This window comes from Pseudomonas wadenswilerensis (assembly GCF_024749185.1).
GTDB lineage: Bacteria > Pseudomonadota > Gammaproteobacteria > Pseudomonadales > Pseudomonadaceae > Aquipseudomonas > Aquipseudomonas wadenswilerensis.
The window spans coordinates 5256610-5277957 of the sequence record NZ_CP087191.1 but is presented as its reverse complement, the minus strand read 5'-3'; the positions used below and the strand labels follow the sequence as shown (position 1 = coordinate 5277957).

Below are 21348 nucleotides of genomic sequence, written 5' to 3'. Positions count from 1 at the left end.
GACGGCTAGGGCCGTCGGAGACCCTTGTAATGCCCGATCACGATGTACGCTTGCAACACCTGAATGTCTGGCTCGCCGAGCAGCTGGCAAACCTGTTCCATAAACAGGGCTGGGGCACGGTTCCCGCGGGTAGCCTGACCGCCGCCAGCAGCGATGCGAGCTTTCGCCGCTACTTCCGCTGGCAGGCCGAAGGCCACAGCTTTATTGTCATGGATGCGCCACCGCCGCAGGAAAACTGCCGGCCGTTCGTTGATATTGCTCATTTGCTGGCCACTGCCAAGGTCAATGTGCCGGTTATTCATGCCGAGGACCTTGAGCGCGGCTTCCTGCTGCTCAGCGACCTGGGCACCCAGACCTACCTCGATGTGATCAACGCCGAGAATGCCGATGGCCTGTTCAACGACGCCATCGAAGCGCTGCTGGCCTTCCAGCAGTTGCCGATGGACGCGCCGTTGCCAAGCTACGACGTGGCGTTGCTGCGTCGCGAGCTTGAGCTGTTCCCCGAGTGGTACGTGGGCCGTGAGCTGGGCCTTGGCTTTAACGACGCGCAACTGGCCGCCTGGCAGCGTATCAGCAGCCTGCTGATCGACAGCGCGCTGGCCCAGCCGAAAGTGCTGGTGCACCGCGACTTCATGCCGCGCAACCTGATGCACAGCGAGCCGAACCCCGGCGTGCTGGACTTTCAGGATGCGGTATACGGACCGACCACCTATGACATCACCTGCCTGTTCAAGGATGCTTTCTTGAGCTGGCCGCAGGCACGCGTGCAGGGCTGGCTGAAGGATTACTGGCAGCGCGCCCAGGCCAAAGGCATCCCGGTGCAGGCCGAATTCGAAGACTTCCACCGTGCCAGTGACCTGATGGGCGTACAGCGCCACCTCAAGGTCATCGGTATTTTCGCTCGTATCTGCCACCGCGACGGCAAGCCGCGCTACCTGGCCGATGTGCCGCGCTTCTTTGCCTATATAGATGATGTGATCGCCCGTCGACCGGAACTGGCCGAGCTGGACGAGTTGATCGAGAGCCTTCAGGCCGCTGCCGGAGTGCGTCCATGAAAGCGATGATTCTCGCCGCGGGCAAGGGTGAGCGGATGCGCCCGCTGACCCTGCACACGCCAAAACCGCTGGTGCCGGTGGCCGACATGCCGCTGATCGAGTATCACCTGCGTGCCCTGGCGGCGGCCGGCTTCAAGGACGTGGTGATCAACCACGCCTGGCTTGGGCAGCAGATCGAAGATCACTTGGGCGATGGTTCACGCTGGGGCTTGAGTATCAGTTACTCGCCGGAAGGCGAGCCGCTGGAAACCGGCGGTGGCATCTTCAAGGCCCTGCCATTGCTGGGTGATGAGCCATTTGTGCTGGTCAACGGCGATATCTGGACCGAATACGACTTTGCCCGCCTGCCCAAAAACCTGAACGGGCTGGCCCACCTGGTGCTGGTGGATAACCCTGGTCATCATGGCAAGGGCGATTTTTGCCTGGATCAGGACCAGGTCCGTGACGGTAATGCCGATGTCGACACACTGACCTACAGCGGCATCGCCGTGCTGGCCCCGCAACTGTTCGCCGACTGCCAGGCGGGTGCTTTCAAGCTGGCGCCGCTACTGCGTCAGGCGATGGCGGCCGGGCAAGTCAGTGGTGAGCATTTCAGTGGGCACTGGGTGGATGTCGGCACCCTGGAACGTCTGGCTGAAGTCGAGCAACTGCTCGCCGAGCGCCGCTGACATGTTGTGGCCGAGCACAGTGATAGGTGCCGGGGCAGGCTTTGCCATCGCCAGTATTCCAGGGGCTTTGCTGGGGGCGTTGCTGGGTCAGGCGATGGACCGCCGTTTGCAGTTGCACAGTTGGGCGCATGTGCGCGAACGCCTGGGAGGGCGGCCGGTGTTGCGCGACGACGAAGTACTGTTCGTGCTGCTCGGGCGCCTGGCCAAGAGCGACGGGCGCGTGGTCGATGGCCATATCCAGCAGGCGCGGGTGGAGATGCAGCGGCTGGAGATGAACGAGCCGGCCAGGCGCCGCGCCATTGCTGCCTTCAATCGCGGCAAGCGCGGCAAAGAGCGCCTGGGTGCGCACTTGCGGCGTCTGAAGCAACAGCCTCATGCCGCCGAAGGCATGTTGCGTGCTTGCTGGCGCATGGTCTGGGCCGATGGCCAGGCCGGCCGGCACGAGCGTGAGCTGTTACTGGCGTGGGGCCAGGCCCTGGGCTGGTCGTCGGCCAAGGTCCAGGCCCTGGCGCTGGACTACGAACCGCAGAAGGCGGCGCTGGCCGACGGTATCCTGGGCTATCCGCAGGCCTTGCGGATGCTCGGGGTCAGTGCAGAAACCGACGCCGGGCAGATCAAGCAAGCCTATCGGCGGCTGCTCAGCCGCCACCATCCGGACAAGCTGGTGGGCAATGGCGCCAGCCCTTTGCAGATTCGCGAGGCAACCGAACGTACCCGCGAGCTGCATCAGGCCTACGCCGTCATTCGCAAGCGCCGCGGCTTCTAGTCGAGCTTTTCCGGGCTCAGCCAGCCACGGATGCGGCGGAACAGTTGTTCCTGTTCCGCTGCGCTGTTGCCCGGCACGGCGGTCAGGCTGACCTGGCGGTAGTTGGCGTCCTTCAAGCGTTTACTGGCTTGCAGGCGCTGTTCGGCCGCGCGCTTGGCCTGAGGCAGGGTGGCATAGAAAAAGTCTGCAGTCGGCACTTTCAAAGTCGGCGCCAGGCTGTCCAGGCCGTGTTCGGCCTGAGTCGGCGTCTGTGCGGCGACCATCACCAGCTTCTGTACCTGCGCCGGTTGCCGCTCGCTCAGGTAGCGGGCTGCCCAATAAGCACCGCTGCCGTTGCCGAGCAGGACGATACTGCGCGCATTTTGCTGCTGGGCGTAGGCAACGGCGGCATCGAGGCGATTGAAGATACGTTCGGCATCGGCCTTGTCATTCTCGACCGGCGCCTTTGCCTGCTCGACGCTTTCGCTGTTGTCGCTTTCGGCGGCCGTGGCCTGTTCGATACTGGCGTTGGCATTGGCCGGGGTGTCCTTGGCCGGCGCGCTTTCGCCTTGCTCGGCCTTTTGCGCTGGTGCCAGCGCTGCTTCGACGCGCGCTTGCGGGCTGTTGGTCAGCAGGTCTGGCAGGGCCAGGCTCAGGCTGTGCCAACCGGCATCGGGAAACTTGCGCCGCAACGGGCCGACGGCCTTTGGCCAATCGGCATTTTCGCCGGCACCGGCGAGAATAATCAGGGCGCCTTCGGGCTCGGCGGTGTTGGCTGGCTTCCACAGGGCCAGGAAGCTGTCGCTGCCGGCCTGCAGGGTTTGCTGTTCAGCCTGAGGAACCTGGCGCTCCAGGGCCAGGGCATCTTCCTGGCTGCGTTCGGCCAGCGGTTGGCGTTCGACAGCGGCAGGTTTGCTGTCGGCAGCAGCTTCTGGCGTTTCGCCAGCTGCCGCTTGTGCGGTACAAGGTAGTATCAGTGACAGGCATAACGCCGGCAGCGTCGTGCGATAAAGTGCGAACATGGATCGATCCAGACCAGATTAATACCGGCAGCCTAATAGTATTTGCTCGGGACGGCCATGCTCGGTGGCCGTCCTACCCTTGATGAGAGTGCAGATGAAACTTTTGCGCTGCCTTTTGCTTATCGGCTGTTTTTGCCTGCCCTTGATCACGGGGACAGCTTCGGCTGCCGCGCCTGCGCAGGTTGTGCTGGAGCCTGCCCAGCAACAGTGGCTTGAGCGGCATCGCAGCCTGCGGGTCGGGCTGGTGCTGCAAGCACCCTTTGCCCAGTTCGATCGGCGTTTGCAGCAGCTCTACGGGGTCAACGTCGAGCTGATGAACTGGCTCGGCCGCTCGCTGGGGCTGGACCTCACCTGGCGCAACTTTCCCGACCAGGCGGCACTGGAACATGCGCTGCTGGCCGGTGAAGTCGATCTTGCCCCGGGCTTGACCCAGACACCGGCCAGCTTGCGCCTGTGGTTGTTCAGCGACCCTTACATGCGGGTGCCGCAACTGATCGTCGGGCCGCGTACCGGCGCAGTGGCGGTGGATCTGGAGAAACTGGCCAGTACCGATCGGGTCGCCGTGCGCATGCCCAGCACCGTTGCCGACTATCTGCGTGCCACCTATACGAACCTGAATTTGCAAGGGGTGCCTCAAGAGCGCCAGGCCTTGCAGTTGGTGCTCAGCGAGCAAGCAAGGTTTGCCGTGGTGGATGAGGCGCAATTGAGCCGCCTGTCACGGGAAAGCGAGTTCAGCGAACTGGTGGTGGTCGGTGATATCGGCCTGCCGCAATTGTTACGGGTGGGCTCGCGGCGGGACTGGCCCGAGCTTGCCGGGATTGTTGAACGCGGCCTGCAGGCTGTTCCGGCCAAGGACCTGGAACAACTGCACCAGCGCTGGCTGGAGCCAAAATACCCGCGCCTGAGCGAATCCCCGGGATTCTGGCAGAACCTTGGCCTGCTGCTGGCGGCACTGCTGCTCAGTTGTGTGGCCATCGTCATCTGGCAGCGTCGGCAACTGCATCAGCTTGAACACAGCCTGCTGGCCACCCGCGACACCCTGGCCCAGCGTCAGGCCCGCGAAGAAGCCCTGCGCCTGAGCCAGTTCTCCATCGACCAGAGCACCGTGGGTATTCTCTGGGTCAACTGGGACAGCCATGTACGCTACGCCAACCGGGCCGCTGAAAGCATGCTTGGTTACGCTTCGGGGGCTCTGATCGATCGGCCGCTGATCGATTTCGAGCCGACCCTGCACATGGACCGCTGGCTCGACCTGTGGAAGCGCGCCCGAACCAGCGATGAAGCCCCTCAGCACTTTGAAACCCGGTGCCTGCGCGCCGATGGCAGCCTGTTGCCGGTGGATGTGTCGCTGAGCTTCCTGCGTTTTCGCGATGCCGAGTACCTGGTGGTGTTTCTCGCCGACGTCACCGAGCGCCGACGGGCATTGGCGGCATTGCGCGAGAGCGAGGCGCGGCTCAAGGGCATCGCCGGCAACGTGCCGGGCCTGGTGTTTCGCCTCGAACGCAACCCGGCCGAAGGCGAGCTGGAATTCCCCTATATCAGTGAAGGCAGCGAAGCCCTGGTGGGCTATCCGCCTGCGGCGTTGCAACACCCGGACATGGGCCTGCGCAACCTGGTGCACCCGGACGACCGCGCCGACTATCACCGGGTCCAGGACCTGGCCCTGGCCAGCGACAGCGACTGGTCCTGGCAGGGGCGGATCCTGACCCGCCAGGGCGAACAGCGCTGGGCCGATATCAAGGCCAGCACCCGGACGTTGGTGGATGGCCGGGTGGTCTGGGATGGGGTGGTCTGGGATATCAGCCAGAGCAAGCGCGTCGAGCTCGAACTGGCCCGCTCCCAGGAACAGCTGCGTGAACTGTCGGCGCACCTGGAAAGCGTTCGTGAGGAAGAAAAAGCCCGTATAGCGCGGGAAGTGCACGATGAACTGGGGCAGATGCTCACAGTACTGAAGCTGGAAACCTCCATGTGCGAACTGGCCTACGCCGAGCTGGATCCCGGCCTCAACGAGCGCCTGGGCAGCATGAAACGCCTGATCGCCCAGCTGTTCCAGCTGGTGCGCGATGTGGCCACCGCCCTGCGTCCGCCGATCCTCGATGCCGGCATCGCTTCGGCCATTGAGTGGCAGGCCCGGCGCTTCGAAGCGCGCACGCAGATCCCTTGCCTGGTGCAAGTGCTGGAAAACCCGCCACCCTTGAGTGATGCCAAGGCCATTGGCCTGTTCCGCATCCTGCAAGAGGCGCTGACCAATGTCATGCGCCATGCCCAGGCGCATACTGTGCAGATCAGTTTGAGCCTCGACGGCCAGACCCTGCGGCTGACGGTGATCGACGATGGCGCAGGATTTGTCCTGGAACAAAGTAGGCCAAGCTCATTTGGCCTGGTCGGCATGCGTGAGCGGGTGCTCATGCTGGGCGGCAGCATGACCCTGGAAAGCGAGCCGGGCGAGGGCACCAGCCTGAGCGTGGCCATCCCCCTGGATTAGGAGCATTGCGTGATTCGAGTACTGGTTGCCGAAGACCACACCATTGTCCGTGAAGGCATCAAGCAGTTGATCGGCCTGGCCAAGGACATGCAGGTAGCGGGGGAGGCCGGCAATGGCGAGCAACTGCTGGAAACCCTGCGCCATACCGCGTGCGAGGTGGTCCTGCTGGATATTTCCATGCCTGGGGTCAACGGCCTGGAGGCGATTCCACGGATTCGCGCCTTGAACAACCCGCCGGCGATCCTGGTGCTGTCGATGCACGACGAAGCGCAGATGGCGGCGCGGGCGCTGAAGGTCGGCGCTGCCGGTTATGCTACCAAGGACAGCGATCCGGCCTTGTTGCTGACCGCCATTCGTCGGGTGGCCGGTGGCGGGCGTTATATCGACCCGGACCTGGCCGATCGCATGGTCTTCGAGGTCGGCCTGACCGATGCACGGCCGTTGCATTCGTTGCTGTCGGAGCGGGAGTTTTCGGTGTTCGAGCGCCTGGCCCAGGGCGCCAATGTCAATGACATAGCCCAGCAACTGGCCCTGAGCAACAAGACCATCAGCACCCACAAGGCGCGGCTGATGCAGAAGCTCAACGTGAACTCGCTGGCGGAATTGGTGAAGTATGCGATGGAGCACAAACTGCTGTGAGTGTTCCAGAAGCGACATCGTGCTTACCTTCATCGCTGGCAAGCCAGCTCCCACAGAAAACCAACAGGCATGGCTCTTGTGGGAGCTGGCTTGCCAGCGATAGCGATGGTTGTAGCGATGAAGTTTTCAGCGCTTATCCAAAAACGCCACCCTTGTAGGGAAATCCCTACCCCAAGCCTTCCATCGCGCTGATATCAATCTCTCTCCACCCCCGATTTGCGCCGCTTGCCGCCTTCACTAGGCTTTGGATACAGCAGTCATCCAATAAAAAGGTGCGGGTATGAGTGAGGTGAATTCGAGCGCTGCAACCGGCGAAGTGCTGGTCAGCTTCCGTGGTGTGCAGAAGAGCTACGACGGCGAGTCGCTGATCGTCAAAGACCTCAACCTGGATATCCGCAAGGGTGAGTTCCTCACCTTGCTCGGCCCGTCCGGTTCTGGCAAGACCACCAGCCTGATGATGCTGGCCGGCTTCGAAACGCCGACCGCAGGCGAGATTCAGCTGGCCGGCCGTTCGATCAACAACGTGCCGCCGCACAAGCGCGACATCGGCATGGTGTTCCAGAACTATGCGCTGTTCCCGCACATGACCGTGGCCGAGAACCTGGCTTTTCCCCTGAGCGTGCGCAACCTGAGCAAGACCGACATCAGCGAGCGGGTCAAACGTGTGCTCAACATGGTCCAGCTCGACGCCTTCGCCCAGCGTTACCCCGGCCAGCTTTCCGGTGGCCAGCAGCAGCGGGTGGCCTTGGCCCGCGCGCTGGTGTTCGAGCCGCAACTGGTACTGATGGACGAACCGCTGGGGGCCCTCGACAAGCAGTTGCGCGAACACATGCAGATGGAGATCAAGCACCTGCACCAGCGCTTGGGCGTCACCGTGGTCTACGTCACCCACGACCAGGGCGAAGCGCTGACCATGTCCGACCGCGTCGCGGTGTTCCACCAGGGCGAGATCCAGCAGATCGCCGACCCGCGCACCCTCTATGAAGAGCCGAAGAACACCTTCGTCGCCAACTTCATCGGCGAAAACAACCGCATCAATGGTCGTCTGCTCAGCCACGACGGCGAGCGCTGCCAGGTGCTGCTGCCGCGCGGCGAAAAGGTCGAGGCACTGGCGGTCAATGTCGGTCAGGCCGGCGAACCGGTAACCCTGTCGATCCGCCCCGAGCGCGTGCGCCTCAATGGCCACAGCGAAAGCTGCGTCAACCGTTTCTCCGGGCGGGTAGCCGAATTCATCTACCTGGGCGACCACGTGCGGGTTCGCCTGGAAGTCTGCGGCAAGGCCGATTTCTTCGTGAAGCAGCCGATTGCCGAACTCGACCCGGCCCTGGCCGTGGGCGATGTGGTACCGCTTGGCTGGCAGGTGGAGCACGCCCGCGCGCTCGATCCTTTGCTGGAAGCCAATTGAAGGTTTGCTTCACCAACCCTGTACTGTGGAGAGAATAATAATGCGCAAACACTTGAAGTTGACCGCCCTGACCCTGGGCCTGTTCGCGGCAACCCAGGCCATGGCGGCGGCCGACCTGACCGTGATTTCCTTCGGCGGCGCCAACAAGGCGGCCCAGGTCAAGGCGTTCTACGAGCCATGGGAAAAGGCGGGCAACGGCAAGATCGTCGCTGGCGAGTACAACGGTGAAATGGCCAAGGTCAAAGCCATGGTCGACACCAAGAGCGTGTCGTGGAACCTGGTGGAGGTCGAATCGCCAGAGCTTGCCCGTGGTTGCGACGAAGGCATGTTCGAGGAGCTTGATCCTGCACTTTTCGGTAACGAATCCGACTACGTTCCCGGCGCTATCCAGCCTTGCGGTGTTGGCTTCTTCGTCTGGTCCACGGTCATGGCCTACAACGCCGACAAGCTGAAGACTGCGCCGACCAGTTGGGCGGATTTCTGGGACACCAAGCAGTTCCCGGGTAAGCGCGGCCTGCGCAAAGGCGCCAAGTACACCCTCGAATTTGCCCTGATGGCCGACGGTGTTGCGCCCAAGGACGTTTACAAGGTACTCGCCACCAAGGAAGGCCAGGACCGTGCCTTCAAGAAACTCGACGAACTCAAGCCGAGCATCCAGTGGTGGGAAGCCGGTGCGCAACCACCGCAATACCTGGCCTCGGGTGACGTGGTCATGAGTTCGGCCTACAACGGCCGCATTGCCGCCGTGCAAAAAGAGAGCAACCTGAAAGTCGTCTGGAACGGCGGTATCTACGACTTCGACGCCTGGGCCATCCCTAAAGGCGCCAAGAACGTTGAGGAGGCGAAGAAGTTCATCGCCTATTCGGTCCAGCCTGAACAGCAGAAGACCTATTCGCAGAACATCGCCTACGGCCCGGCCAACTCCAAGGCGGTCGCGCTGCTGTCCGACGAGATCAAGAAAGACATGCCGACCACCCCGGAGAACATCGCCAACCAGGTGCAGATCGACGTGGCGTTCTGGGCGGACAACAGCGAGCAACTCGAGCAACGCTTCAACGCCTGGGCTGCCAAGTAAGGGCCGCTGATGGGGCGTCGGCTTGCCGCCGGCGCTCCTTGTTCTCAAGATTTCGGAGTTCGCTATGGCCATCGCAGTGCCCCTGAATGAAGGCGCCGGTTCCAACCTCAAGCAGCGCCTCAAGCGTGCCGAGCGGGTCAACCGCTGGAAGGCGCAAGCGCTGATCGCGCCACTGGCGCTGTTTCTGCTGTTGGTGTTCCTCGTGCCGATTGCCGCGCTGTTGTACAAGAGCGTGGGTAACCCGGAAGTGGTGGGCGGCTTGCCGCAGACCGTGACCGCCGTGGCCGAGTGGGATGGCAAGGGCCTGCCAGGGGAGGCGGTGTACAAGGCGCTGAGCGAAGACCTTGCCCAGGCGCGCAAGAACCAGACCCTGGGCGATACCTCCAAGCGCCTGAACATGGAGCTGGCCGGCTATCGCAGCCTGCTGGCCAAGACCGCCCGGGCGCTGCCGTTCAAGACCGAGCCGGCTTCCTATAAAGAAGCCCTGCAGGAACTGGACGAGCGCTGGGGCGATCCGGCCTACTGGCAGGCGATTCGCCGTAACACCAGTAGCGTCACCCCGTTTTACCTGCTGGCGGCCCTCGACCATCGTATCGATGATCTCGGCGAGCTGGCCAAGGCCACCCCGGACCAGGCCATCTACCTGGATATCTTCACCCGTACCCTGTGGATGGGCTTCGTCATCACCGCTATCTGCCTGGTGCTGGCTTATCCCCTGGCCTACCTGCTGGCCAACCTGCCGACCCGGCAGAGCAACCTGCTGATGATTCTGGTGCTGCTGCCGTTCTGGACTTCGATCCTGGTTCGGGTTGCGGCCTGGATCGTGCTGCTGCAATCGGGCGGGCTGATCAACAGCGCGCTGATGGCCATGGGCATCATCGACAAGCCGCTGGAACTGGTGTTCAACCGCACCGGGGTGTACATCTCCATGGTGCATATCCTGCTGCCGTTCATGATCCTGCCGATCTACAGCGTGATGAAGGGCATATCGCCGACCTACATGCGTGCGGCGATTTCCCTCGGCTGTCATCCGTTCGCCAGCTTCTGGCGGGTGTACTTCCCGCAAACCTACGCTGGTGTAGGCGCGGGCTGTCTGTTGGTGTTCATCCTTGCCATCGGCTACTACATCACCCCGGCGCTGCTTGGCAGCCCCAACGATCAGATGGTCAGCTACTTCGTGGCCTTCTACACCAACACCAGCATCAACTGGGGCATGGCGACCGCGCTGGGCGGCTTGCTGTTGCTGGCCACCGTGCTGCTTTACCTGATCTATAGCTGGCTGGTCGGCGCCAGCCGCCTGCGCCTGAGCTGAGGAGCGTTGTCATGCTGAGTCCCTACATGTCGCCCGTCGAACGGGTCTGGTTCTACAGTTTGCGCATCCTTTGCGGGCTGATCCTGCTGTTCCTGGTGTTGCCGGTGCTGGTGATCATTCCGCTGTCGTTCAACTCCGGCAGCTTCCTGGTCTACCCGCTGCAGGGCTTCTCGCTGCAGTGGTACCACGATTTCTTCGCCTCGGCCGAGTGGATGCGGGCGCTGAAGAACAGCATCATCGTGGCGCCAGCCGCCACGGTGCTGGCGATGGTCTTCGGGACCCTGGCCTCGATCGGCCTGACCCGGGGTGATTTCCCGGGCAAGTCGCTGATCATGGCCCTGGTGATTTCACCCATGGTGGTGCCGGTGGTGATCATCGGTGTGGCCAGCTACCTGTTCTTTGCCCCGCTGGGCATGGGCAACAGCTTCATCTCGCTGATCCTGGTGCATGCGGTGCTCGGCGTGCCGTTCGTCATCATCACCGTCTCGGCGACCCTGCAGGGCTTCAACCATAACCTGGTGCGCGCCGCCGCCAGCCTGGGTGCTTCGCCGCTGACCACGTTCCGTCGGGTGACCTTGCCGCTGATTGCGCCGGGGGTGATTTCCGGGGCGCTGTTCGCCTTCGCCACGTCTTTCGATGAGGTGGTGGTCACCCTGTTCCTCGCCGGTCCCGAGCAGGCGACCCTGCCCCGGCAGATGTTCAGCGGCATCCGCGAGAACCTCAGCCCGACCATCGCCGCAGCGGCAACCTTGTTGATTGCCTTCTCGGTGGTGCTGTTGCTGACCCTGGAGTGGTTGCGTGGACGTAGCGAGAAGTTACGTACCCAGCAGCCGGGTTGAGGCCTTTTCGCAGGGCAAGCCCGCTCCCACAGGAGCGGGCTTGCCCTGCGATGAACATCCGTCGACCGCCTTGATACCGGTCAGCCCTAGACTGTTTCCCTGAGGTACAATGCGCGCCACTGTGATTCTGCCTACAGGTGCGCCATGCAGCCCTACGCTATTGCCCCCTCGATTCTTTCTGCCGACTTCGCCCGCCTGGGCGAGGAAGTCGACAACGTCCTGGCCGCGGGTGCCGACATCGTTCACTTCGATGTGATGGACAACCACTACGTGCCCAACCTGACCATCGGCCCGATGGTCTGCACCGCCCTGCGCAAGTACGGCATCACCGCGCCGATCGATGTGCACCTGATGGTCAGTCCGGTCGACCGCATCATCGGCGACTTCATCGAAGCGGGCGCCAGCTACATTACCTTCCATCCGGAAGCCAGCCTGCACATCGATCGTTCGCTACAGTTGATTCGCGACGGCGGTTGCAAGGCCGGCCTGGTGTTCAACCCGGCGACCCCGCTCGACACCCTCAAGTACGTGATGGACAAGGTCGACATGATCCTGTTGATGAGCGTCAACCCGGGCTTCGGTGGCCAGAAGTTCATCCCTGGCACCCTCGACAAGCTGCGCGAAGCCCGTGCACTGATCGATGCCAGTGGCCGTGACATCCGTCTGGAAATCGACGGTGGTGTGAACGTCAACAACATCCGTGAAATCGCCGCCGCGGGCGCCGACACCTTCGTCGCCGGTTCCGCGATCTTCAACACCCCGGACTACCGTGAGGTGATTGCCAGGATGCACGCCGAACTGGCCCTGGCCCGCCCATGAGTGGCTTCGAGCAGCTGTTCCCCGGCGCCCTGCCCAAACTGGTGATGTTTGATCTGGACGGTACCCTGATCGATTCGGTACCGGACCTGGCAGCGGCGGTGGACAACATGCTGCTCGCAATGGGGCGTCAGCCCGCCGGCCTTGAGGCGGTGCGCCACTGGGTCGGCAATGGTGCGCCGGTGCTGGTGCGTCGCGCCCTGGCTGGCGGCATCGACCACGAAGCGGTCGATGACGACGAAGCCGAGCGGGGCCTGGAGTTGTTCATGCAGGCCTACGCCGAAAGTCATGAGCTGACGGTGGTCTACCCCGGCGTGCGCGACACCCTCAAGTGGTTGCACAAGCAGGGTGTGGAAATGGCCCTGATCACCAACAAGCCCGAGCGCTTCGTTGCACCCTTGCTCGATCAGATGAAGATCGGCCGCTATTTCCGCTGGATCATCGGCGGCGATACCCTGCCGCAGAAAAAGCCCGACCCTGCCGCCTTGCTGTTTGTCATGAAAATGGCCAGCGTTGCGCCTGAGCAGGCCCTGTTCGTCGGCGACTCGCGCAGCGATGTGCTGGCGGCCAAAGCGGCTGGAGTCAAGTGCGTCGGCCTGACCTATGGCTACAACCATGGCCGGCCGATCAGCGAAGAGGCGCCGTGCCTGGTCATCGACGACCTGCGCGCGCTGTTGCCTGGTTGCTTAGATCCGGCCACTGGGATAACGTTGGCGGACGTTCAATCCCCCTCAGATCGAGATTCCATCGTGGCGGTTACCGGCAAACTCTGGATGAAAGTCATCAAGGCCCTGGCCCGCTGGCGTTGGCGCGCCTGACTGCCATCTGCCGGCACATGCCGGCCTGCTTGCCTGCCTGACCCATCTGCTGCTTGCCACGAGGCTATCATGACCCGCGAAGAATTCCTGCGCCTGGCCGCTGCCGGCTATAACCGCATTCCCCTGGCCTGCGAAACCCTGGCCGACTTCGACACGCCACTGTCGATCTACCTGAAACTGGCTGATCAACCCAACTCCTACCTGCTCGAATCGGTGCAGGGCGGCGAGAAGTGGGGGCGTTACTCGATCATCGGCCTGCCGTGCCGTACGGTGTTGCGGGTGCATGATCACCAGGTCCGGATCACCCACGACGGTGAACTGATCGAACAACATGAAGTAGAAGATCCGCTGGCCTTCGTCGAAGCCTTCAAGGAGCGCTACCAGGTGCCGACCATCGCCGGCCTGCCGCGCTTCAATGGTGGCCTGGTCGGATACTTCGGTTATGACTGCGTGCGCTATGTCGAGCGGCGCCTGGGCAAGTGCCCGAACCCTGATCCGCTGGGCGTACCGGACATCCTGCTGATGGTGTCCGACGCGGTGGTGGTGTTCGACAACCTGGCCGGCAAGATGCACGCTATCGTGCTGGCCGATCCGGCTCAGGAACAGGCCTATGAAAACGGCCTGGCCCGTCTCGAAGGCCTGCTCGAACAGCTGCGCCAGCCCATCGCCCCGCGTCGCGGCCTGGACCTGGGCGGCCCGTTGCCGGCAGAGCCGGCGTTCCGCTCCAGCTTTACCCAGAGCGACTACGAGCGTGCGGTCGATACCATCAAGGAGTACATCCTCGCTGGCGACTGCATGCAGGTGGTGCCATCGCAGCGCATGTCCATCGACTTCAAGGCCGCGCCGATCGACCTGTACCGGGCACTGCGCTGCTTCAACCCGACGCCGTACATGTACTTCTTCAACTTCGGCGACTTCCATGTAGTGGGCAGCTCGCCAGAAGTGCTGGTGCGGGTCGAGGACAACCTGGTCACCGTTCGCCCGATCGCCGGAACCCGCCCACGCGGCGCCACCGAAGAAGCCGATCGCGCGCTGGAAGAAGACCTGCTGTCCGACGACAAGGAAATCGCCGAGCACCTGATGCTCATCGACCTGGGCCGTAACGACGCTGGCCGGGTCTCGGAAACCGGCTCGGTCAAGGTCACCGAGAAGATGGTGATCGAGCGCTACTCCAACGTCATGCACATTGTTTCCAACGTCACCGGCGAGCTGAAGCAGGGCCTGAGCGCCATGGATGCACTGCGCGCGATCCTGCCGGCGGGCACCTTGTCCGGGGCGCCGAAGATCCGCGCCATGGAAATCATTGACGAGCTGGAGCCGGTCAAGCGCGGGGTCTACGGCGGTGCGGTGGGGTACTTTGCCTGGAACGGCAACATGGACACCGCGATTGCCATCCGTACCGCAGTGATCAAGGACGGTGAGCTGCATGTGCAGGCCGGTGGCGGTATCGTTGCCGACTCGGTGCCAGCGCTTGAGTGGGAAGAAACCATCAACAAGCGCCGGGCCATGTTCCGTGCGGTGGCGCTGGCCGAGCAGACACCACGTAGCTGAGCCTGATCCACGGCGCCTGCTTGTGGCAGGCGCCGTATCCCTTCCTTAGAACTCCAGGCTCAACGCCAGGTTGATCCCTTGCTGGGTCAGCTCGTCACTCTTGCGCCAGTTGTAGCTGCCGCGCAGGGCCAGCCCCGGTGCGAGGGTCTGGCTCAAGCCCAGGGTTGCCCGATTCAGATTGCTCTGCGGGGTATAGCCGGTCAGGGTGAAGTCGTTGCCTGGCAGGCTGTTGAGGTGGATGGTCAGGTCCTGGCGGTCGTCTTCGAACTCGTGCTCGTGAGCCACTTCGGCGAACAGCAAGGTGCTTGGTCGTGCCTGATACTTGCCCTGCAAACCCAGGCCCAGACGCCGCGATTCACGGTCCTGATCGTCATAGCTCAAGGCCGTGGCGCGGGTGCCTTTCTCCGAATACCCATCGACTTTCACCCGCGCATAGTCGGCGCTGACGAAAGGCGACAGGCTCCACTGGCTGCCGGGAGCCGCGAGGTCATACCCCAGGCGCGCGGCGAACGCCCACAGCTCGCCATCGGTATCACCTTTCTCGCTGCGATCGTTCACGCCCAGAGCGAAGGTGCGTTTCAGGTCGCTGTAGTCCAGGTGCCCGCCGGTCAGGGCCGCATCTGCCCACCATTGGTTCTGCTGGAACTGCACGAAGGCGGTGGCCAGGTAGCTGTCGAGCTTGTAGTCGGAGTCTTGCTCGCCGGCTTCTAGCTTCTGCTGGTAAACGCCGGTAGCAATACCAATACGCCAGGCGTCATCCAGGCGGTAGCTGCCGCCCAGGGTCAGGTTGTAGCCATGGCCATCGGCGCTGGCGGAACTGCGCTGGCTGTCGATATCCAGATTCTGCCCACCAGCAGCCACGATTGCCTGCCACTGGCCAACCGGTTGCCAGCGGCCTTGCCACTGGTTGCGCAGTTCATCCTGGTGCGCGCGCAAGCTGGCGTGGGCCATTTCTGGTAGCAGCGTCAGCTCCCATGGTGCGGAGAGGATCGAAAAGGCGTAGTCGGCAATCAGCTCCTGCCCGGCAGTGGTGGGGTGGACCGAATCGTTGAACAGCAACTTGCTCGGATCGGGCGTGGCGCTGTTGATGCCGTAGGTCGCGTTCTGCACGCAGCCGTTGCCACTGAAGCAGGTGCCGACCAGGTTCTGACCGCTGGCCAGGCCGAACTGCGCCGGAGTGGCCAGGGCTTCCTGGAGCAGCAGTGGCACGTTGAGCGGAATGATTTGTGCGTCGATCTGGCTCAGTTGGCCGACCAGTTGCCGGTTGAAGAGGCTGCTCAGCTGCGAAGCCGGGCCTTGCATCGGGGTGCCATTCATCGCCGGGGTCAGGCCCAGGTCGGGCAGCAACCAGACCATGATGTACTGCGCGCCGCCCTGCTGCAGGGCCTGGGCGCTGGCGGCCAGGCGATTGGCGGCGGCTGCGGCGCTGGCCGGGCTGGTGATCTGCCCCTGGAGGAAGTCGTTGCCGCCGCCGGTCAGGTAGTAAAGCGCGTTGGGATCGGCGCGCAGTCCGCCGGCCAGATACCCCGGGCGTTCGCGCAGCACGGTGCCGGCACCGGGGTTGCCTGGTGGAATGATCACGTCGGAAGTGCCGGTGATCGAGTCGAGAATCTGGTCGGTGCGGTAGCCGCCCACTGCCCAGTTGTTGCCGTCAGGACGACCGAGTGCGGCATTGACCGGTGAAGTCGAAGCGCCCAGGTCAGTCGGAGCAATACCCAGCTGCGCCCCGAGCAACATGGGCGATACCGCGCCGAAGGCCTCGCCGTTGCCATAGGTCGGGCCGATACGGTTGGTAAAGCGCTGGGTAGAGCCCGGCGCACCGTTACCGTCGGGGAATTGCCCGGCATCGGCAAGGCTGTCGCCGAAGACAATCAAGGTCGAGTAGGGGGAGGGGGCCGCATGGGCGCTGGAGCAGGCCAGGGCCAGAAGCGAGAATGCACAGGGCAACAGTGAGCGCGCTTTCAACATCGCAAAGATCCTTTTTCGTTGTTGTTATCGGATGACGCCTAAAGACGTTAGCAAAACATTCCGCGCGTCTTCCATCGCTAAAGCGTTTCGGCATGCCTCGGTCATATTGCGTGGACCGCGCCGGTAGGCTACTGTGCGGGAACGTATGAACGAGACCTACCCCGTGTTGATCGTCAGCAAACTCTTGATGCGCGTTATCAAGGCCCACGCCCGTTGGCGTTGGCGCGCCTGACTTTATCTCTTGCCGGTTCGCCGGCCCTGTACCGCTTTGCCTTTCTGAACGCTTTACCTGCTGTAGCCGGCTGTGGCTGGTGCGCACAGGCGAACTAGCACCTGTTGCACAGCGCACAGGCACTTCGAAAGGCATGTATTCAAAGTCAGTAGATGCAAGAGGTTGAACCCAGATGTTACTGATGATCGACAACTACGACTCCTTCACCTACAACGTCGTGCAATACCTCGGCGAGCTGGGTGCAGAGGTCAAGGTCATTCGCAATGACGAACTGACCATCGCCCAGATCGAAGCCCTGAACCCCGAGCGCATTGTCGTCTCCCCCGGCCCGTGCACCCCGACTGAAGCCGGTGTGTCGCTGGAGGCCATCAAGCACTTTGCCGGCAAGCTGCCGATCCTCGGCGTATGCCTGGGCCACCAGTCCATTGGCCAGGCCTTCGGTGGTGATGTAGTGCGCGCCCGCCAGGTGATGCATGGCAAGACCAGCCCGGTGTTGCACAAGGACCAGGGCGTGTTCGCTGGCCTCAATAACCCGCTGACCGTCACCCGCTACCACTCGTTGGTGGTCAAGCGCGAAACCTTGCCCGAATGCCTGGAGCTGACCGCCTGGACCGTCCTTGAAGACGGCTCGGTGGACGAGATCATGGGCCTGCGCCATAAAGAGCTGAATATCGAAGGGGTGCAGTTCCACCCCGAATCGATCCTCACCGAGCAGGGCCACGAGCTGTTCGCCAACTTCCTCAAGCAGACCGGCGGCCGCCGTTAAGGATTGAACATGGATATCAAGAGCGCGCTGAGCCGTATCGTCGGTCACCTGGACCTGAGCACCGAAGAAATGCGCGATGTCATGCGCGAAATCATGACCGGCCAATGCAGCGAGGCGCAGATCGGCGCCTTCCTGATGGGCATACGCATGAAGAGCGAGAGCATCGATGAAATCGTCGGTGCCGTCTCAGTGATGCGCGAGCTGGCCGACAAGGTCGAGCTCAGCACCCTCGACCAGGTGGTCGACGTGGTCGGCACCGGCGGCGATGGCGCCAACATCTTCAACGTGTCCACCGCTTCGGCATTCGTCGTTGCCGCCGCCGGCTGCACCGTGGCCAAGCACGGAAACCGTGCGGTCTCGGGCAAGAGCGGCAGTGCCGACCTGCTGGAAGCAGCCGGTATCTACCTGAACCTCACGCCGGTACAAGTGGCACGCTGCATCGACAGCGTCGGTATCGGCTTCATGTTTGCCCAGACCCACCACAAGGCGATGAAATACGCCGCCGGCCCACGTCGTGACCTGGGCCTGCGTACCTTGTTCAACATGCTCGGCCCGCTTACGAATCCGGCCGGGGTCAAGCACCAGGTCGTCGGCGTGTTCACTCAGGCGCTATGCCGTCCGTTGGCTGAAGTGCTCCAACGCCTTGGCAGCAAGCATGTGCTGGTGGTGCATTCGAAAGACGGCCTGGACGAATTCAGCCTGGCGGCGCCGACGTTCGTTGCCGAACTGAAGAATGACCAGATCACGGAATATTGGGTCGAGCCCGAAGACCTCGGCATGAAAAGCCAGAGCCTGCACGGCCTGGCCGTGGAGAGCCCGGCCAAGTCGCTGGAGCTGATCCGCGATGCCTTGGGCCGGCGCAAGACCGAGAACGGCCAGAAGGCTGCGGAAATGATCGTGCTCAACGCCGGCGCCGCGCTTTACGCTGCCGACCACGCCATGAGCCTCAAGCAAGGCGTCGAGCTCGCTCATGATGCGTTGCACACCGGTCTCGCCCGGGAAAAACTCGAAGAACTCGGTGCCTTTACCGCGGTATTCAAGCAGGAGAATGAAGGATGAGTGTGCCGACGGTTCTGGAAAAGATCCTTGCCCGCAAGGTCGAGGAAGTGGCCGAGCGCAGCGCCCGGGTCAGCCTGGCGGAGCTGGAGCGCATGGCTGCAGTCGCCGATGCCCCGCGCGGCTTTGCCAAGGCCCTGATTGAGCAGGCCAGGCGCAAGCAACCGGCAGTCATTGCCGAGATCAAGAAAGCCTCGCCCAGCAAGGGTGTGATCCGCGAAAACTTCATTCCGGCCGACATCGCCGTCAGCTACGAGAAGGGCGGGGCGACCTGCCTGTCGGTGTTGACCGATGTCGACTACTTCCAGGGCGGCGACATCTACCTGCAGCAGGCGCGCGCCGCGTGCAAGCTGCCGGTGATCCGCAAGGACTTCATGATCGATCCTTACCAGATCGTCGAAGCCCGGGCCCTGGGCGCTGACTGTGTGCTGCTGATCGTTGCGGCGCTGGATGACGTGAAGATGGCCGAACTTGCCGATACCGCCAAGCGCGTCGGCCTCGATGTCCTGGTCGAAGTGCACGACGGCGACGAGCTGGAGCGGGCGCTGAAGACTCTCGACACGCCACTGGTCGGCGTCAACAACCGCAACTTGCACACGTTTGAAGTCAGCCTGGAAACCACCCTCGACCTGCTGCCGCGCATCCCTCGTGACCGCCTGGCCATCACCGAGAGCGGCATCCTCAATCGCGCCGACGTCGAGCTGATGGAAATCAACGAGGTGTACTCCTTCCTGGTCGGCGAAGCGTTCATGCGTGCCGAGCTCCCGGGGCTGGAGCTGCAGCGCCTGTTCTTCCCGGAGCGCGTGGTGCAGAACCCGGTGCAAGGCCTGGACTGATTCAACTCTGAAGCCGGCGATGCCGGCTTTTTTGTCTCTACAAGGTTTATGCGATGACTGATCAAGTGCTTGATGTCACTGTCGAGGCCGGGCTGCACGCCGAGCAGGAGTTGTTGGCGGCTGTATGCAAAGGCGAAAAGGATCATGGCCTGTTGTTCTGGCGTCCGACTGACCGCGCCTTGGTCATGCCCCGGCGCATGAGCCGCCTGGACGGTTTCGAGGCTGCCTGCGCGGAGCTTGCGATTGCCGGCTGGCCGGTGCTGCTGCGCGAAACCGGTGGCGAGCCGGTGCCGCAGTCACCTGCGGTGATCAACATCGCGCTGGTATACGTAGCACCAAAAAGCGAAGGTGATCACGGCCGCATAGAAAGCGCCTACGAGCGCCTGTGCCTGCCGTTGTGTGATGTGCTGCGTGAATGGGGTGGGCTGGCGTCGGTGGGGGAAATCGAAGGGGCGTTCTGTGATGGGCGCTACAACGTCAACCTCAACGGCCGCAAGCTGGTCGGCACTGCCCAGCGCTGGCGCCAGGGCCTGGGAGGCAAGCGCCCGGTGGTGCTGGTGCATGGTGCGTTGTTGCTGGATAACGAGCGCGAATCAATGGTGGCAGCGGTCAACCGCTTCAACGAATGCTGCGAACTGGAGCAGCACTGCCTGGCTGACAGCCACATCGCCCTGCACGAAGTGGTGCCCCAGGCGCCGCTGCTCGAGCGGCTGGGCCAGGCCTATGCCGAGGTGATCAAGGGCATCGCCCGCGATTAACGGGTGCCAAAGACCACCATGGTCTTGCCCTTGACGTGTACCAGGCTGCGCTCTTCAAGGTCCTTGAGGACGCGGCCGACCATCTCCCGTGAGCATCCAACGATCCGGCCGATTTCCTGGCGGGTGATCTTGATCTGCATACCGTCGGGGTGGGTCATTGCATCCGGCTGCTTGCACAGCTCCAGCAGGCAGCGGGCTACCCGGCCGGTGACGTCGAAGAATGCCAGGTCGCCGACCTTGCGCGTGGTATTGCGCAGACGCTGGGCCATCTGGCTGCCCAGTGCGTAGAGGATCTCCGGGTCGTGGCGTGCCAGCTCGCGGAATTTCTCGTAGCTGATTTCCGCAACCTCACATTCGCTTTTGGCCCGGACCCAGGCGCTGCGCTGTTGTTCCTGCCCGGCCGGTTCAAACAGACCGAGCTCACCGAAGAAATCACCACTGTTGAGGTAGGCGATGATCATTTCGTGGCCATCGTCGTCTTCAATGAGAATGGTCACCGAGCCCTTGATGATGAACGACAGGGTTTCGGCCTTGTCGCCGGCGCAGATGATGTTGCTCTTGGCCGCATAGCGGCGGCGCTGGCAATGGACCAGCAGCTTGTCGATGTTCTTGATCTTGGCTGGAAGGGCTGATGCAACCATGGCTGGATCCCGGTCAGGAGGCGACGCTTCATTTACTTTTATAGGTAGTCTGGCGATAAGCGCCAGTGATTTGGCGTCAGCTTATCAGACGCTTGCCCTTCTATCGGCAGATTTACTCATGCGCTTGAGCTTTTCCACCGGGCCCGCAGGGTCTAAGCTGGCAGCCTTTTTTCAAACAAGGGAGTCCAGGTAATGAAGGCGCGTATCCAGTGGGCAGGTGAAGCCATGTTTCTGGGCGAATCGGGCAGTGGCCACGTGGTCGTGATGGACGGCCCGCCCGAGGCCGGTGGCCGCAACCTGGGTGTACGGCCCATGGAAATGCTGTTGCTGGGCCTGGGTGGCTGCAGCAACTTCGATGTGGTCAGCATCCTGAAGAAATCCCGCCAGGCGGTGGAGAGCTGCGAAGTGTTTCTTGAAGCCGAGCGCGCCGGTGAAGACCCGAAGGTGTTCACCAAGATCCACCTGAACTTCGTGGTCAAGGGCCGTGGCCTTAAAGAAGCCCAGGTCAAGCGCGCGGTCGAGTTGTCGGCAGAGAAGTATTGCTCGGCCTCGATCATGCTCGGCCGGGCCGGTGTCGAGATCACCCATGGCTACGAGATCGTCGAGCTCGGTTGATGGTCAGCAAGCCCGCTCCTGTAGGAGCGGGCTTGCCCCACGCTCA

20 protein-coding genes are annotated in these 21348 nt (G+C 62.7%); 17 read left to right on the top strand and 3 right to left on the bottom strand.

From position 1 onward, the window contains the following. Positions 1-29 precede the first annotated feature (29 nt). Genes LOY45_RS24295 through LOY45_RS24285 form a run of 3 tightly spaced genes read left to right on the top strand, consistent with a single transcriptional unit; the run spans position 30 to position 2489 of the window. Positions 30-1055: an aminoglycoside phosphotransferase family protein gene (locus LOY45_RS24295; RefSeq protein WP_258578480.1), complete on the top strand. Its 1026-nt coding sequence runs from the start codon at positions 30-32 to the stop codon at positions 1053-1055. Further along, the gene (gene murU, locus LOY45_RS24290) at positions 1052-1723 is read left to right on the top strand and encodes an N-acetylmuramate alpha-1-phosphate uridylyltransferase MurU (RefSeq protein WP_258578479.1); all 672 of its coding nucleotides are present in this window, start codon (positions 1052-1054) and stop codon (positions 1721-1723) included. Before LOY45_RS24295 ends, murU begins: the two co-directional genes overlap by 4 nt. Before the next feature lies 1 nt (position 1724). After that, positions 1725-2489: a TerB family tellurite resistance protein gene (locus LOY45_RS24285; RefSeq protein WP_115085037.1), complete on the top strand. Its 765-nt coding sequence runs from the start codon at positions 1725-1727 to the stop codon at positions 2487-2489. Here the strand turns inward: LOY45_RS24285 and LOY45_RS24280 are convergent. Next, the gene (locus tag LOY45_RS24280) at positions 2486-3490 is read right to left on the bottom strand and encodes an alpha/beta hydrolase family protein (RefSeq protein ID WP_258578478.1); all 1005 of its coding nucleotides are present in this window, start codon (positions 3488-3490) and stop codon (positions 2486-2488) included. The genes LOY45_RS24285 and LOY45_RS24280 overlap by 4 nt on opposite strands. 94 nt (positions 3491-3584) lie before the next feature. Between LOY45_RS24280 and LOY45_RS24275 the strand changes: the two genes are divergently transcribed. The 9 genes from LOY45_RS24275 to trpE all read left to right on the top strand — a co-directional run bounded on the left by LOY45_RS24275 (position 3585) and on the right by trpE (position 14430). Next, on the top strand, positions 3585-5975 hold the full coding sequence (locus tag LOY45_RS24275) for a PAS domain-containing sensor histidine kinase (RefSeq protein WP_258578477.1): 2391 nt from the start codon (positions 3585-3587) through the stop codon (positions 5973-5975). A 9-nt stretch (positions 5976-5984) separates the two neighbouring features. Next, a complete protein-coding gene (locus tag LOY45_RS24270) occupies positions 5985-6614 on the top strand; it encodes a response regulator (protein WP_115085040.1) in 630 nt (209 codons plus the stop codon). A gap of 280 nt (positions 6615-6894) precedes the next feature. Then, the gene (locus LOY45_RS24265) at positions 6895-8019 is read left to right on the top strand and encodes an ABC transporter ATP-binding protein (protein ID WP_038998451.1); all 1125 of its coding nucleotides are present in this window, start codon (positions 6895-6897) and stop codon (positions 8017-8019) included. Positions 8020-8059: 40 nt separating this feature from the next. Then, positions 8060-9094 carry an ABC transporter substrate-binding protein gene (locus LOY45_RS24260; RefSeq protein WP_258578476.1) on the top strand — a complete coding sequence of 345 codons (1035 nt, stop codon included), beginning with the start codon at positions 8060-8062 and terminating at the stop codon, positions 9092-9094. A 64-nt stretch (positions 9095-9158) separates the two neighbouring features. Beyond that, entirely contained in the window at positions 9159-10406 is a 1248-nt protein-coding gene (locus LOY45_RS24255) for an ABC transporter permease (RefSeq protein WP_036995062.1), read from the top strand. 11 nt (positions 10407-10417) lie between these two features. After that, positions 10418-11245, top strand: coding sequence for an ABC transporter permease (locus tag LOY45_RS24250; RefSeq protein WP_010221459.1), 828 nt, complete (start codon positions 10418-10420; stop codon positions 11243-11245). Between the two features lie 144 nt (positions 11246-11389). After that, positions 11390-12064: a ribulose-phosphate 3-epimerase gene (gene rpe, locus LOY45_RS24245; protein WP_258578475.1), complete on the top strand. Its 675-nt coding sequence runs from the start codon at positions 11390-11392 to the stop codon at positions 12062-12064. Further along, positions 12061-12879, top strand: coding sequence for a phosphoglycolate phosphatase (locus tag LOY45_RS24240; protein WP_115085042.1), 819 nt, complete (start codon positions 12061-12063; stop codon positions 12877-12879). The genes rpe and LOY45_RS24240 overlap by 4 nt, the downstream gene beginning before the upstream one ends. A gap of 69 nt (positions 12880-12948) precedes the next feature. Then, positions 12949-14430 carry an anthranilate synthase component I gene (gene trpE, locus LOY45_RS24235; RefSeq protein ID WP_115085043.1) on the top strand — a complete coding sequence of 494 codons (1482 nt, stop codon included), beginning with the start codon at positions 12949-12951 and terminating at the stop codon, positions 14428-14430. Between the two features lie 45 nt (positions 14431-14475). On the opposite strand, the gene estP is transcribed toward trpE, so the two are convergent. After that, positions 14476-16398 carry an esterase EstP gene (gene estP, locus LOY45_RS24230; RefSeq protein ID WP_258578474.1) on the bottom strand — a complete coding sequence of 641 codons (1923 nt, stop codon included), beginning with the start codon at positions 16396-16398 and terminating at the stop codon, positions 14476-14478. A 404-nt stretch (positions 16399-16802) separates the two neighbouring features. On the opposite strand from estP, the gene LOY45_RS24225 reads away from it, so the two are divergent. Genes LOY45_RS24225 through LOY45_RS24210 form a run of 4 tightly spaced genes read left to right on the top strand, consistent with a single transcriptional unit; the run spans position 16803 to position 20046 of the window. Beyond that, positions 16803-17396: an aminodeoxychorismate/anthranilate synthase component II gene (locus LOY45_RS24225; RefSeq protein WP_115085045.1), complete on the top strand. Its 594-nt coding sequence runs from the start codon at positions 16803-16805 to the stop codon at positions 17394-17396. 9 nt (positions 17397-17405) lie between these two features. Further along, complete coding sequence (gene trpD, locus LOY45_RS24220) at positions 17406-18455, top strand: anthranilate phosphoribosyltransferase (protein ID WP_258578472.1); 1050 nt, start codon at positions 17406-17408, stop codon at positions 18453-18455. After that, positions 18452-19288, top strand: a complete 837-nt coding sequence (trpC, locus tag LOY45_RS24215) for an indole-3-glycerol phosphate synthase TrpC (protein ID WP_258578471.1) — start codon at positions 18452-18454, stop codon at positions 19286-19288. Before trpD ends, trpC begins: the two co-directional genes overlap by 4 nt. Positions 19289-19341: 53 nt before the next feature. Next, positions 19342-20046 carry a lipoate--protein ligase family protein gene (locus LOY45_RS24210; protein WP_115085048.1) on the top strand — a complete coding sequence of 235 codons (705 nt, stop codon included), beginning with the start codon at positions 19342-19344 and terminating at the stop codon, positions 20044-20046. On the opposite strand, the gene crp is transcribed toward LOY45_RS24210, so the two are convergent. Next, entirely contained in the window at positions 20043-20687 is a 645-nt protein-coding gene (gene crp, locus LOY45_RS24205) for a cAMP-activated global transcriptional regulator CRP (RefSeq protein ID WP_115085049.1), read from the bottom strand. The two genes, LOY45_RS24210 and crp, sit on opposite strands and share 4 nt — an antisense overlap. Positions 20688-20879: 192 nt before the next feature. Between crp and LOY45_RS24200 the strand changes: the two genes are divergently transcribed. Further along, positions 20880-21302, top strand: coding sequence for an OsmC family protein (locus tag LOY45_RS24200; protein WP_115085050.1), 423 nt, complete (start codon positions 20880-20882; stop codon positions 21300-21302). The last annotated feature ends 46 nt before the right edge of the window (positions 21303-21348 follow it).

Coding starts and splice junctions, on each gene's coding strand:
- trpC (WP_258578471.1), top strand. CDS start 18,452: ATGAGTGTGCCGACGGTTCTGGAAAAGATCCTTGCCCGCAAGGTCGAG.
- LOY45_RS24285 (WP_115085037.1), top strand. CDS start 1,725: ATGTTGTGGCCGAGCACAGTGATAGGTGCCGGGGCAGGCTTTGCCATC.
- LOY45_RS24275 (WP_258578477.1), top strand. CDS start 3,585: ATGAAACTTTTGCGCTGCCTTTTGCTTATCGGCTGTTTTTGCCTGCCC.
- rpe (WP_258578475.1), top strand. CDS start 11,390: ATGCAGCCCTACGCTATTGCCCCCTCGATTCTTTCTGCCGACTTCGCC.
- trpD (WP_258578472.1), top strand. CDS start 17,406: ATGGATATCAAGAGCGCGCTGAGCCGTATCGTCGGTCACCTGGACCTG.
- murU (WP_258578479.1), top strand. CDS start 1,052: ATGAAAGCGATGATTCTCGCCGCGGGCAAGGGTGAGCGGATGCGCCCG.
- LOY45_RS24260 (WP_258578476.1), top strand. CDS start 8,060: ATGCGCAAACACTTGAAGTTGACCGCCCTGACCCTGGGCCTGTTCGCG.
- LOY45_RS24250 (WP_010221459.1), top strand. CDS start 10,418: ATGCTGAGTCCCTACATGTCGCCCGTCGAACGGGTCTGGTTCTACAGT.
- LOY45_RS24255 (WP_036995062.1), top strand. CDS start 9,159: ATGGCCATCGCAGTGCCCCTGAATGAAGGCGCCGGTTCCAACCTCAAG.
- LOY45_RS24210 (WP_115085048.1), top strand. CDS start 19,342: ATGACTGATCAAGTGCTTGATGTCACTGTCGAGGCCGGGCTGCACGCC.
- LOY45_RS24225 (WP_115085045.1), top strand. CDS start 16,803: ATGTTACTGATGATCGACAACTACGACTCCTTCACCTACAACGTCGTG.
- crp (WP_115085049.1), bottom strand. CDS start 20,687: ATGGTTGCATCAGCCCTTCCAGCCAAGATCAAGAACATCGACAAGCTG.
- LOY45_RS24240 (WP_115085042.1), top strand. CDS start 12,061: ATGAGTGGCTTCGAGCAGCTGTTCCCCGGCGCCCTGCCCAAACTGGTG.
- LOY45_RS24265 (WP_038998451.1), top strand. CDS start 6,895: ATGAGTGAGGTGAATTCGAGCGCTGCAACCGGCGAAGTGCTGGTCAGC.
- trpE (WP_115085043.1), top strand. CDS start 12,949: ATGACCCGCGAAGAATTCCTGCGCCTGGCCGCTGCCGGCTATAACCGC.
- LOY45_RS24295 (WP_258578480.1), top strand. CDS start 30: ATGCCCGATCACGATGTACGCTTGCAACACCTGAATGTCTGGCTCGCC.
- LOY45_RS24280 (WP_258578478.1), bottom strand. CDS start 3,490: ATGTTCGCACTTTATCGCACGACGCTGCCGGCGTTATGCCTGTCACTG.
- LOY45_RS24200 (WP_115085050.1), top strand. CDS start 20,880: ATGAAGGCGCGTATCCAGTGGGCAGGTGAAGCCATGTTTCTGGGCGAA.
- estP (WP_258578474.1), bottom strand. CDS start 16,398: ATGTTGAAAGCGCGCTCACTGTTGCCCTGTGCATTCTCGCTTCTGGCC.